The 11,772-nt window shown below is 71.2% G+C and carries 11 protein-coding genes; all 11 read right to left on the bottom strand.

Going from position 1 to position 11,772, the window contains the following annotated elements; translation table 11 throughout:
- Positions 1–1,005, bottom strand: a 1,005-nt coding sequence (locus M878_RS58435) for an MCE family protein (protein ID WP_023545783.1), incomplete at its 3' end; no start/stop codon positions are given.
- Positions 1,002–2,285, bottom strand: coding sequence for an MCE family protein (locus tag M878_RS58430; RefSeq protein ID WP_031224549.1), 1,284 nt, complete (start codon positions 2,283–2,285; stop codon positions 1,002–1,004). The genes M878_RS58430 and M878_RS58435, both read right to left, overlap by 4 nt.
- Entirely contained in the window at positions 2,282–3,400 is a 1,119-nt protein-coding gene (locus M878_RS58425) for an MCE family protein (RefSeq protein WP_023545781.1), read from the bottom strand. Before M878_RS58425 ends, M878_RS58430 begins: the two co-directional genes overlap by 4 nt.
- Positions 3,397–4,518 carry an MCE family protein gene (locus tag M878_RS58420; protein ID WP_023545780.1) on the bottom strand — a complete coding sequence of 374 codons (1,122 nt, stop codon included), beginning with the start codon at positions 4,516–4,518 and terminating at the stop codon, positions 3,397–3,399. Before M878_RS58420 ends, M878_RS58425 begins: the two co-directional genes overlap by 4 nt.
- Positions 4,519–4,631: 113 nt before the next feature.
- Positions 4,632–5,672 (bottom strand): MCE family protein, encoded by a 1,041-nt coding sequence (locus tag M878_RS58415; RefSeq protein ID WP_023545779.1) that lies wholly within the window; start codon positions 5,670–5,672, stop codon positions 4,632–4,634.
- Complete coding sequence (locus M878_RS58410; protein WP_023545778.1) at positions 5,669–6,925, bottom strand: MCE family protein; 1,257 nt, start codon at positions 6,923–6,925, stop codon at positions 5,669–5,671. The genes M878_RS58415 and M878_RS58410 overlap by 4 nt, the downstream gene beginning before the upstream one ends.
- 4 nt (positions 6,926–6,929) lie before the next feature.
- The gene (locus tag M878_RS58405; RefSeq protein ID WP_031224546.1) at positions 6,930–7,745 is read right to left on the bottom strand and encodes an MlaE family ABC transporter permease; all 816 of its coding nucleotides are present in this window, start codon (positions 7,743–7,745) and stop codon (positions 6,930–6,932) included.
- Positions 7,746–7,748: 3 nt separating this feature from the next.
- Entirely contained in the window at positions 7,749–8,519 is a 771-nt protein-coding gene (locus M878_RS58400; protein WP_023545776.1) for an MlaE family ABC transporter permease, read from the bottom strand.
- On the bottom strand, positions 8,516–9,445 hold the full coding sequence (locus M878_RS58395) for an ABC transporter ATP-binding protein (protein ID WP_023545775.1): 930 nt from the start codon (positions 9,443–9,445) through the stop codon (positions 8,516–8,518). Before M878_RS58395 ends, M878_RS58400 begins: the two co-directional genes overlap by 4 nt.
- Before the next feature lie 108 nt (positions 9,446–9,553).
- Positions 9,554–10,615 carry an RNA polymerase sigma factor gene (locus M878_RS58390; RefSeq protein WP_023545774.1) on the bottom strand — a complete coding sequence of 354 codons (1,062 nt, stop codon included), beginning with the start codon at positions 10,613–10,615 and terminating at the stop codon, positions 9,554–9,556.
- A gap of 118 nt (positions 10,616–10,733) precedes the next feature.
- Complete coding sequence (locus M878_RS58385) at positions 10,734–11,768, bottom strand: lytic transglycosylase domain-containing protein (protein ID WP_106962687.1); 1,035 nt, start codon at positions 11,766–11,768, stop codon at positions 10,734–10,736.
- Between the last annotated feature and the right edge of the window lie 4 nt (positions 11,769–11,772).

Raw genomic sequence — 11,772 nt, 5'->3', positions numbered from 1 at the left:
GGCGGGGTCGCGGCGCTGGGTGCCGTAGCCCTGGGTGCAGGCGGGCGGGTCGCCGGCGTTCACGGTCAGCCCGAAGTGGGTGGTGCCGTCGCCGGGGATGACCGTGTAGCTGCCCGCCACGGTGAGCGGGAGCGTGACCAGGGCCTGCTCCACGCCGGGCAGCCGGGCCAGGGTGATCTGGCCGCCGCTGATGAGGTTGGCCAGCAGGACCGGCACCTGCGGCCGGGTGGATTTCAGCAGGGAGTCGAGCTCCTGCGTGGCGGGCACCGTGTTGCCGATCAGCCGGCGCAGGTCACCGTCGCTCGACTTCAGCTGCTCGGTGAGCGAGGCCAGATCACGGGAGAACGACTTGATGGCCGAGCCCTGGTCCGCCTGGGTCTTGAGCACCTTCCGCGAGTCCTCGATCAGCGAGACTGTCTGCGGGAGCGACGCGGACGCCGACTCCACCAGGGAGTTGCCGGAGTCGACCAGACGGCTCAGGTTGGGCCCGGTACCGGCGAACGCCTTGCCCAGCTCGTCGACGGTGACCCGGAGATCGTCCTTGCCGACCGAGTTGACCAGCCGGTCGAGGCTGAGGACCAAGTCGGTGACCGGCAGCGGGGTCCGGGTGCGGCTGCGCGGGATGGGGCTGCCGTCGATGAGGTACGGCCCTCCCGACCCGCGCGGCTGGAGGTCGACGTACTGCTCGCCCACCGCCGAACGGTCGGCTATCACCGCGAGCGTGTCGGCCGGGATCCTCGGGGCGCCGTCCTCGATCTTCAGCGCCACCGAGACCCCGGACCCGGTCAGCCGCAGATCGCCCACGCGGCCCACCGGCACCCCGCGGTAGGTGACCTCGGCGCCGGGGAACACGCCCCCGGACTCGGCGAAGTCGGCGCGCACGGTGTACCCGCGGTGCAGCACGTCGTCCACCAGGCCCGTGTACCGGGCGCCGACGTACGACACTCCGAGGGCGGTGACGGTCGCGAAGGCGAGCAGCTGGGCCCTGACCGTACGTGTGATCACGGCAGTATCCCCTTCAGCATCAGCTCGGCCAGGCCGAGGTCCACCCCGGGAGGGAGGCGACGCGCGCCGTCCCCGGTGTCGTAGCCCGCGGTGCACACCGGCGGACACAGCACGGTGCTGCCGTCGGAGGGCTGCGAGGGCACGGCGGGTACGGGGGGCGCGGACGGGGTGGACGGGAGGGACGGAGTGGCCGGCAGGGACGGCAGGGGGGCGGGCGTGGGGACGCCTGGAAGACGCGGGGTCCCGGGCGTCGGGGTGCTCCTGCCCTTGCCGGGCTTGCCGTTGAGGTTGCCGTAGATGCCCGCCAGGTCGAGGTCGGCGGTGATCTTCAGGTTGACGTAGTCGCCCTTGATCGCGTCCGTGACGTTGCGCGGGAACGGATACGTGGTCAGCAGCTCGAGCGAGTTGGGCAGGTCGTCGCCCGCCTTGTTCAGCTCCTGCAGGATCGGCTGCAGACTTCTCAGGTTGGCGACGGTGTCGTCGTGGGAGGCGTTCACCACCCTGGTGCCGGTCGTGCCGAGCTTGCCCAGGGCGGTGAGCATCTTCGTCAGGTCGCGGCGCTGGTCGGCGAGGGCCTTCAGGGCCGGCGGCATGGTGTCGACGGCCACGGCGATCGTCTTGTTCTCCTTCTTCAGTCGCTCGGCGAGCCGGTCCACGCCCTTGAGCGCGCGCACGATCTCGTCCCGCTGGTCGTCGAGGCTGCCGAGGAACGTGTCGAGCTGCTTCAGCAGCGACCTGACCCGGTCCTCACGGCCGTTCAGGGCCTTGTTCAGCTCGACGGTGATCGTCTTCAGCTGGGCCACCCCGCCGCCGTTGAGCAACGCGGACAGGGCCGACAGCACCTCCTCGACCTCCGCGTTGCGGCCGCTGCGGGAGAGCGGGATGCGGTCGCCGTCGCGGAGCCGTCCGACGGGTGGCGTGCCGGCCGGCGCGGACAGGGCCACGTACTTCTCGCCGAGCATGCTGGTCTGCCTCAGGTCGGCGACCGCGTTGCCGGGCAGCTTCACCGAGTCTGCGATCCTGAGCCGCACCCGCGCGTGCCAGCCGTCCAGCTCCACCTTCTCGACCGTGCCCACGGTGACGTTGTTCACCTTCACCGCCGACTGCGGCACCAGGTCCAGTACGTCCCGGAACTCGACGGTGACGTGGTAGGCGTGGCCGTCCGAGGCGGCGCCCCCGGGGAGGGGGATGTCGTACCAGCCGTTGAACTCGCAGCCGGTCAGCAGCAGTGAGCCGACCGCCGTCCAGGCGGCCACCCGTGCCAAGCGCTGCACGCTCATGCCCGTGCCCCCAGGATTCCGCCAAGGGTCTTGTCGACCGTGCCCGTCACCGCCGGTGCCGACGGCACCTCGGGCAGGGACTGGAAGAGTTTCCTCAGCTCCGTGCAGTCGGGGTTCTTGCCGCCCTCGTCCCCGGTCGTCCTCAGGATCGAGCAGAGCAGGGACGCCGGGTCCTGGGAGGTCTGTGCGTTGTTGCGGGTGTCGAGGGTGCCGGCTGCGGGGTTGTAGGCGTTCTGCAGGTTCGACAGGCCGGTGGGCGCGACGGTCAACAGCTCCTCCAGTGCGGCCCGTTGGGTGACGAGCACCTTGGTGACCTTGGCCAGGCCCCGTACGTCCGAGGTCAGCGCCTTCTTGTTGCCCTTCACGAAGCCGGACACGTCACCGAGTGCGGCGGCCAGATACTTCAGCGCGGCCGCGAGATCCTTGCGCTCCCCGGCCAGCTGCCCGGCCACGTCGGCCAGGTCGGTGTCGAAGGACCGCACGCTGGTGTCGTCCGCCGCCAGCGCGGCCGTGAACACCTGCAGGTTCCGCACGGTCCCGAACAGGTCGCCGCGCCCGTCGGACAGCGTGGTGACCGCCTGGGAGAGGTCCCCGACCGTCTGGTTGAGGTTCTCGCCCTGCCCCCGGAGGTTGTCGGCGCTCACCCCGAGCAGGCGGGACAGCGAGCCCTTCTTGTTGGCTCCGTCCGGGCCGAGCGCCTCCGCGGTGGTGTGCAGGCTGTCGAAGATCCGGTCCAGCTCGACGGGGACGGCCGTACGGGACTCGGGGATGACGTCGCCGTCCTGCAGTACGGGTCCCTTCCGGTACACGGGCAGCAGCTGCACATAACGGTCGCTGACCACCGAGGAGTTGATGATGGCGGCCTGCGCGTTCGCGGGGACCCTGCGGCCCCGGTCGTACTCCAGCTCCACCCGTACCCGGCCGCCCTCCGGCGTGATCTTCCTGACCTCGCCGATGCGGACACCGAGGACGCGGACGTCCGAGCCGGGGTAGATGCCGACGGTGCGCGGGAAGTACGCCGTGACCCGGACGGGGTCGGGGCCTGGCCACAGGACGACGGCGAGGCCTGCGACGACCGCGAGCGCGGTGAACAGGGCCAGGAGTCTGCGGGTCATCGGGTGCCTCCCGTCCGGGGTGTGACCGGGGCGGCGACCAGGTTCTGGACGTAGGAGTCGAACCAGCGGCCGTTGCCGAGGGTGTTGGTGAAGAGCCGCACGTACGGCGCGAGGAGCTTGACGCTGCGGTCGAGACTCGCCTGGTTGCGTTCGAGCATGTTCACGAACGTGTCGAGGTTCTTCAGGGCCGGTCCGATCTGCTTGCCGTTGTCGTCGACCAGGCCGGAGAGCTGGATGCCCAGCAGCGCGGAACTCTTGAGCAGCTGGTGAATGGCCGCGCGCCGTTCGGCGATCTCCTTGAAGAGCGCGTCGCCGTCCTTCAGCAATGCCGAGAAGTCCTTCGTGTGGCCGGCCAGCACCTTGGTGACCCCGTTCGCGTGGTCGAGGAGCCCGCGCAGCGCCTTGTCACGGGAGGCGACGGTCCGGGAGATCCGCGACAGTCCCTTGATCGACGCCCGCACCTCCGCGGGCGAGTCCTGGAAGGTGGCGGAGATCGTGTCCAGCGCCTTCGCGAGCCGGTCCGTGTCGACCGCCTCGGTGGTGGTCGTGAGGTCGCTGAAGGCCTGGACGACGTCGTACGCCGACACCGTCCGCCCGATCGGGATCTCACTGCCCGGCTTCAACTGCCCGGGTCCGTTGGGGGAGAGGGCCAGGTACTTCGCGCCGAGGATCGTCCTGACCCGGATCGACGCGCCCGTGTCGGTGCCGAACGCCGGGTGGCCCTTCACCTTGAAGGTGACCTTGACGTGGTCGCCGTCCAGGCCGACGTCCTCGACCTTGCCGACCTTGACGCCGGCGATCCGTACCTCGTCGCCCGGCTTGAGCCCGCCCGCCTCCGAGAAGGCCGCGCTGTACGTGTCGCCGCCGCCGATCAGCGGCAGGCTGTCGGCGTTGAAGGCGGCGACGGTGAGCAGCGCGAGGACGGTGAGGCCGACGGCGCCCACGACAACCGGGTTGCGCTCACGGAAGGGCTTCAGCCGAGGGCGCCTGAGCCGGATCCTGGGCAGCTTCGGCGGCAGGACGCGTACCTTCACCAGGGCCTGGGGGCGGGTCTTGCGCTGGGGCAGCCGGGGGAGGAGCCGCGGCAGCTTCGGCGGCAGGATGCGTACGTTCACCATGGGTTCGGGGTGCGCCGTGCGCCTCGGCCGCCGGGGGCGTCCCGGCAGCCTCGGCGGCAGGACCCGTACCTTCACCAGGGGCTCCGGGCGACGCCGCCGTGGGACACGTATGGTCATCCGCCACACCTCGCCCGTGCCACGTGCAGCTCCGGGGTGATCACCTGCTTCGTCTTCGGCAGCACGATCCGGCCGTCGAAGTCGCAGAGGTAGAAGTTGAACCACGAGCCGTAGGACGCCGTCCCGGTCAGCTTGTTGAGCTTGTTCGGCAGCCGTTTCAGGACGCCCTCCACGGTGGTCTGGTTGTCGTTCAGCGTTCCGGTGAGATCGCCGAGGCCGGCGATGTCGTCCTTCAGCGGTGGACGCGCGTCCTTCAGCAGCCCCGCCGTGACGTCCGTGAGATCGCCGATGCTGACCAGGGACTCCCCGATGGGCTTGCGGTCGGCGGACAGCCCCGAGATCACCCGGCGCAGCTGCGTGAGCAGATCGGAGAAGCGGGAGCCGCGCTTGTCGAGCGTGCCCAGGACGGTGTTGAGGTTGTCGATCACCGAGCCGATCAGCCGGTCGCGGTCGGCGAGGGTCGTGGTGAGCGAGGCCGTGTGCGCGAGCAGGCTGTTCACCGTGCCGCCCTCGCCCTGGAGGGTCTGGATGATCTCGGTGGCGAGCTGGTTGACGTCGTTCGGGCTGAGCGCCGCGAACAGCGGCTTGAAGCCGTTCAGCAGGGCGTTGAGGTCCAGCGCCGGCTGGGTCCGGGACAGCGGGATGGTGCCGCCGGGCCGCAGTCGCCTGCTGACGTCACCGGTGCCCTCGGTCAGTGCGATGTACCGCTGCCCGACCAGGTTGCGGTAGCGGACGACCGCGTGGGTGCCGGCGAGCAACGGCCGGTCGGCGGTGACGGTGAACGTGACCTCGGCCAGGGTCCGGTCCTTGATCCGGATGCCCTCGACCTCCCCGACCCGCACTCCGGCCACCCGGATGTCGTCGCCGGTCTCCAGCCCGGTGACGTCGGAGAACACCGCGTGGTAGGTGTCCTTCGGGGTGAAGGAGACGTTGACGATGGTGGCGGCGAGCAACGCCGTCGCCGCGCTGGTGACCAGCGCGAACAGGCTGAACTTGATCAGCGGGCCGGCGGTCTGCCGGGCTCCTGCCCTGCTCATGCGACACTCACCGCCGTTCCGCGCGCGAGCGGCCCGAACAGCAGGGTCGCGACGGGCGGCACCTGGTCGGCGGGGACGCCCATGACGGGGGCCACGAGCGAGCCGACGGCTCGCTGCTCGGCCGCGGTGGCGGACACGTTGACACCTCCGGGGAGTGAGCCGTCCGAACTCCGGGCGGACGTACCGTCGTCGAGATGGGGCTTCGGTCCGGGCACCTGCGGGTGCGGCAGGCCACGGCAGTCCGGGCCGGAGTGCTCGCCGTACACCGGCTCCTCACCGGGCCGGTACGCCCCCTGCGGCCGTACGACTTCGAGGGTGATCCGCATCTCCCCGCCCCGGAACGCGTCCTCCGAGGCCTTCTCCTGCCGGACCAGGCCCTGGAACAGGCACGGGTACTCGGGGGAGTAGCGGGCGAAGAGCTCCAGCGTGGGGCGGGAGACCCGGCCCAGGGTGATCAGCCGGTCGCCGTTCTCGGCGAGGAAGTCGTCCGCTGTGCTCGCCACGGCGGCGGTCGAGCGGAGCCCCGCTGCCAGCTGGTCCTGCTTCGCCACGATCGTGCGGCTGGTGGTGACCGTGTTGCGCAGGATCCGCATCAGGTCGGGTGCGGCGTCGCCGTACACCTGGGCGACGTCCGCGAACCGCGAGATGTCCTCCTTGAGGGAGGGCATGTGCGGGTTGAGGCGGCGCAGATAGCCCTCGACCCGGGTGAGGTTGTCGCCGATCCGGTCGCCGCGGCCCTCCAGTGCGGTGGCGAACGCCGAGAGGGCGGCGTTGAGTTCACCCGGCCGGACGGTACGCAGCAGCGGCAGCAGGTCGTTCATCAGCTGCTGCACCTCTATGCCCACCCGCGTACGGTCCTGGGTGATGACGTCCCCGGCGCGGATGGGCCGGGCCGACGACTGGGCGGAGTGAGGGGGAGCCACGAGGTCGACGTACTTCTCGCCGAACAGCGTCTTGGGCAGCAGCCGCGCGTGCACATCGGCGGGGATGTACGTGACGTACTGCGGCTTGAGCGCGATGTCGAGCGTGGCCTTCGTGCCGTCCGCGTGCACCTCGCGCACCTCGCCGACCAGCACCCCGCGCAGCTTGACGTCGGCGGCCGGATCGAGCTGGTTGCCGAGGCTGTCGGCCTCCAGGGTGATCGGTACGACGGACGTGAACGTCTGCCGGTAGACGGCCACCGCGAGCGACAGCAGCAACGCGAGTACGGCGATGAACGCGATGCCGTACAGCCTGAGTCTCAGCGTTCTCACCGGTTCACCCCGAGATCCGTACGGTCGTGTTGGCGCCCCAGATCGCGAGGCTCAGGAAGAAGTCCAGGACGTTGATGGCGACGATGGACGTCCGCACCGCCCGGCCCACCGCGACGCCGACGCCCGCCGGGCCGCCGCTCGCGTGGTAGCCGTAGTAGCAGTGCACCAGAATGATCAGCACGGCGAAGACGATCACCTTGCCGAAGGACCACAGGACGTCCACCGGCGGCAGGTACTGCTGGAAGTAGTGGTCGTAGGTGCCGGTCGACTGCCCGTAGTAGCCGGTGGTGATGGTGCGGGCGGCGAGGTACGAGGACAGCAGCCCGATCACGTACAGCGGGATCACCGCGACGAAGCCGGCGATCATCCGGGTCGTCACCAGGAACGGCAGCGACGGGACGCCCATCACCTCCAGCGCGTCGGTCTCCTCGCTGATCCGCATCGCACCGAGCTGCGCGGTGAACCCGGCGCCGACCGTCGCGGACAGGGCGAGTCCGGCCACCAGCGGGGCGATCTCCCGGGTGTTGAAGTACGCCGACAGGAACGCCACGAAGTTGGAGGTGCCGAGCTGGTTCAGGGCCGCGTAGCCCTGGAGGCCGACCTCGGTGCCGGTGAAGAAGGACAGGAAGGCGATCACGCCGACCGTGCCGCCGACGACGGCGAGCGCACCGCGCCCGAAGCTGACCTCGGCGAGCAGCCGCAGGATCTCCTTCTTGTAGCGGCGCAGGGTGCGGCCGGTCCAGGCGAGCGAGCGGCCGTAGAACGACAGTTGGGTGCCCAGCTCTTCGAGGGAGCGCAAGGGGCGGTCGAGAAGTCTCATCGGCTAACCCCTCTGCGGGACGACCTGGAAATACACGGCGGTCATCACGAAGTTGGTCACGAACAGCAACATGAAGGTGATCACCACGGACTGGTTGACCGCATCGCCGACGCCCTTCGGCCCGCCCTTCGCCGTCAGCCCCTTGTACGAGGCGACGATCGCCGCGATGGCCCCGAACACCAGCGCCTTGATCTCGGCCGCCCACAGGTCGGACAGCTGGGCGAGGGTGGTGAAGGAGGCCAGGTAGGCGCCGGGTGTGCCGTGCTGGAGGATGACGTTGAAGAAATAGCCGCCCGCGACGCCGACGACCGAGACCAGGCCGTTGAGGAGGACGGCCACGACCATCGACGCGAGCACACGCGGTACGACGAGCCGGTGGATCGGGTCGATGCCGAGCACCTGCATCGCGTCGATCTCGTCCCGGATCTTGCGCGCTCCGAGGTCCGCGCAGATCGCCGTACCGCCCGCGCCCGCGATCAGCAGCGCGGTGACGATCGGCGAGGCCTCGCGCAGCACGGCGAGCACGGACGCGGCACCGGAGAACGACTGGGCGCCCAGCTGCCGGGTCAGGCTGCCGATCTGGAGCGCGATGACCGCCCCGAAGGGAATCGAGACCAGAGCCGTCGGCAGGATCGTCACGCTCGCCACGAACCACGCCTGCTGGATGAACTCCCTTGCCTGGAAAGGCCGTCGGGGCAGGGTGCGCACGACGTCCAGCGCCATCGCGAACAGGTTGCCCGAGTGCCGGAGCGCACCCGTCGGGGAGAGGCTCATCCGCCCGTCACCCCCGTCCCGTGCAGCTCGGCCTCCCGTCTCGCGATCGCCTCCCAGCGGGGCGGGCGGGTGATGCCCGGGCTCGGCAGCAGGCGGGGAGTCAGGGCCTCGGCCGGGCCGCCCTGGTCGATCTGGGCCAGCTCCTGCTCGACCAGGGCCGCGTCCTTCTCCTCCGCCATGCCGATCGGCCCCTGCATCCGGCCGTTCAGGAACTGCCGTACGACCGGCTCGTCACTGGCCAGCAGCCGCTCGCGCGGTCCGAACATCACCAACTCGCGCCGGAACAGCAGCCCGATGTTGTCGGGCACCTGCCGGGCGGAGGCGATGTCGTGGGTGACGATCAGGAAGGTCGCGTCGATCTGTGCGTTGAGGTCGACGATGAGCTGGTTGAGATACGCCACGCGCACCGGGTCCAGGCCCGAGTCCGGCTCGTCGAACAGGATGATCTCCGGGTCGAGGACCAGGGCGCGGGCGAGCCCGGCCCGCTTGCGCATACCGCCGGAGATCTCGCCGGGCAGCTTCCCCTCGGCGCCGATCAGCCCGACCATCTCCATCTTCTCGAGGACGATGCGCTTGATCTCGCTCTCGGACTTGCGGGTGTGCTCGCGCAGCGGGAAGGCGATGTTGTCGTACAGGTCCATCGAGCCGAACAGCGCGCCGTCCTGGAACAGCACACCGAACAGCTTCCGCACCTCGTACAGGTCGCGTTCGCGCAGGCGGGTGACGTCCTGGCCCGCGACCTTCACCGAGCCCCGCTCCGGCTTCAGCAGCCCGACGAGCGTCTTGAGGAACACAGACTTGCCCGTCCCCGAGGGGCCGAGCAGCACCGAGACCTCCCCGGCGGGCAGCGTCAGCGAGACGTCCTCCCAGATGACCTGGTGACCGAAGGACTTGGTCAGCCCTTCCACGCAGATCTCGACACCCATCCGGTTCCACCCTTCGCCCGTGGAGCAGCTGCGACATCTGCTCTACGGGGCGGGGCGGGGCGTCCGTCGCGGCGATCGCGGAATTTTTTCCGGACGCATGGACGGGGGCTACGGCAGCTTCGGCGACGGCGTACCGGAGGGTGTCCTCGGGGCGGTGACGGAGAGGGAAGTGGACGGTGGGGCCGGGGGAGGCGACGGGACCGATGGGGCGGCGGACTTCGTCGGCAGGTCCGGCATGGTCGGCAGGCCTGGCGCGTTCGGTACGCCGGGCAGCCGCGGGACCTGCGGCGCCGACAGCTCCGGGAGCGGGGACGAGGACACGCCCGGCAGGGAGGGCACGGACACCACCGGCAGCGGCAGGGTCGTTGCCTCGGTGGGTGAGGGCGTCCGGCCGGGCGTCCCCGATACCGTGGGCGAGGGGGTGCGGGTCCCAGGGCTGTGCGCCCGGGCCGTGGCCTCGCCGGGCAGCGGCTGCGCGTCGCCGGACGCGGCGGCCGGCCGCGGCACGGAACCGCTCCTGTCTCCGCCCGCGTCGAGCGTGTGCGGCAGCACGAATCCGGCGACCACCAGGGTCGCCGCCGTCGAGGTGACCGCGACCGCCTGAGCTTTGCCGCCCCCGCGCAGCCGCCCGTGCCCGACCAGGAACAGGACGAACCCGAGCGTCCCGGCCAGCGAGGCGCGCAGTGTCCGCCGGGCCCGGGCGAGCAGCGACTCGACGGTCCGGTAGCTGAGCCCCATCCGCACCGCGACCTGGCTCACGTCCAGGTCCTCGGACTTCAGCCGCAGCGCCTCCGCCTGCCGGGCGGGCAGCTCCCCGCTGCGCACGGCGAGCCACTTCGCCTCGGCCCGGTCGCACACCACCTCCTCGACCGGCACCGGGCCCGGCGCGACGAGCGTGGGGCGGCTGCCCACCTCGGCCTCGCGGTTGACCTGCCGGTACCGGTCGACGCACAACCGCATGGTCACCGTCGTCAGCCAGGCGCCGAGCCGCTCGTCGTCGAGGTCCGGGCGCTCCGCGGCGCGCAGCATCGCCTCGTGCACGGCGTCCTCGGCGTCCTCCAGGCTCATCGAACGGCGCCGGGCCACCTTGAGCAACTGCTCACGGTGGCTCCACATGCGCTGCCAGCGCTCGTCGGCGGCCGCTGTGTCCGCATGCATGTCCGTCGCCATGAGGGCCCCTTTGCACTCACCCGCCGGTCCGGTGCTTCCGGCGGGTGGCGACATTACCGCCGGGTATCCGCGGTTGTGGAGGGGGAGACGCCCATCGTGTTCTAGCTGTTGCCGGTGGTCAGCGGCCCGGCACCGGCAGCACGCCGCCGCCGGGCAGGGTGAGGGTCGGCTCGGGGACAGGGACCTGCGGCATCCCGGACTCCTCGGGGGCGTGAGCCGTACGGGACGGGGCGGGGGAGGGCGAGGCGGGGGGTGCCGACGGCGTGCGCGAAGGGCCCGGGCGGCCCGGCTGCCGGTCCTGCGACGGCTTCGGCGAGGGCTCCGGGGCCTTGGGGCGGGACGTCTTCGGCTGGTCGCGGGACCCGGCGCGGGACCCGGCTGGTGCGTCCGGCACCACCTGGTGTCCCGTCAGGTAGTACGCGTACCAGGACTTGACCGTGCGCAGATAGGCGTCCGAGTGGTTGTAGCCGAGGATCGCCCGGTCCAGGTCGGCGGGGTCCGCCAGGTCCCGGCCGTCCGCGCACAGGTAGCGGCCGGCGGCGAGCGCCGCGTCGTACACGTTGTCCGGGTCCGCGCGCCCGTCGCCGTTGCCGTCCGCGCCCCAGCGGGCCCAGGTCGACGGGATGAACTGCATCGGGCCGACCGCGCGGTCGTACACCGCGTCCCCGTCGTACACGCCGCCGTCGGTGTCCGCCACGACGGCGAAGGCACCGCCGGTCAGCCGGGGACCGAGGATGGGCGTCACGGTCGTACCGTCCGGGGTCACCCGGCCGCCCCGTGCCTGTCCGGACTCCACCTGGCCGATCGCGGCCAGCAGCTGCCAGCGCAGCCGGCAGCCGGGCGCGGTGCGCGCCAGCTCCTCCTCGGCGCGCCGGTACGCGGCGAACACGGTCGCGGGCAGGGCGCCGCCCGTCGCGGCCTGTGCCGAGGCCCGCTCAGGGGTGCGCAGTGGGGGCAGATCGGTGCGGTAGGGCGTGTCACCGGACACGCTCGGTCCCCCCTCGACGGCGGGTGCCGCCTGCCGCGCGGGCTCCGTGGCCCGCGCCGGGAACGCCCCCGGCCCCTGCGACGCGGTCAGCGCGGCCATCGCCGCCGCCGCGACCGCCGAACCCCTGGCACCCCGCAACGCTCCTTTGAGCTCACGCGCTGTCATTGTT

Origin of the sequence: Streptomyces roseochromogenus subsp. oscitans DS 12.976, assembly GCF_000497445.1 — a bacterium.
Lineage (GTDB): Bacteria > Actinomycetota > Actinomycetes > Streptomycetales > Streptomycetaceae > Streptomyces > Streptomyces oscitans.
The sequence above is the reverse complement of the archived record's forward strand: the minus strand, read 5'-3'. Positions and strand labels throughout refer to the sequence as shown.

Excerpts from the sequence above, each read along its gene's own strand:
- M878_RS58430 (WP_031224549.1), bottom strand. The coding sequence starts at position 2,285 with ATGAGCGTGCAGCGCTTGGCACGGGTGGCCGCCTGGACGGCGGTCGGC.
- M878_RS58425 (WP_023545781.1), bottom strand. The coding sequence starts at position 3,400 with ATGACCCGCAGACTCCTGGCCCTGTTCACCGCGCTCGCGGTCGTCGCA.
- M878_RS58420 (WP_023545780.1), bottom strand. The coding sequence starts at position 4,518 with ATGGTGAACGTACGCATCCTGCCGCCGAAGCTGCCGCGGCTCCTCCCC.
- M878_RS58415 (WP_023545779.1), bottom strand. The coding sequence starts at position 5,672 with ATGAGCAGGGCAGGAGCCCGGCAGACCGCCGGCCCGCTGATCAAGTTC.
- M878_RS58405 (WP_031224546.1), bottom strand. The coding sequence starts at position 7,745 with ATGAGACTTCTCGACCGCCCCTTGCGCTCCCTCGAAGAGCTGGGCACC.
- M878_RS58400 (WP_023545776.1), bottom strand. The coding sequence starts at position 8,519 with ATGAGCCTCTCCCCGACGGGTGCGCTCCGGCACTCGGGCAACCTGTTC.
- M878_RS58395 (WP_023545775.1), bottom strand. The coding sequence starts at position 9,445 with ATGGGTGTCGAGATCTGCGTGGAAGGGCTGACCAAGTCCTTCGGTCAC.
- M878_RS58390 (WP_023545774.1), bottom strand. The coding sequence starts at position 10,615 with ATGGCGACGGACATGCATGCGGACACAGCGGCCGCCGACGAGCGCTGG.
- M878_RS58385 (WP_106962687.1), bottom strand. The coding sequence starts at position 11,768 with ATGACAGCGCGTGAGCTCAAAGGAGCGTTGCGGGGTGCCAGGGGTTCG.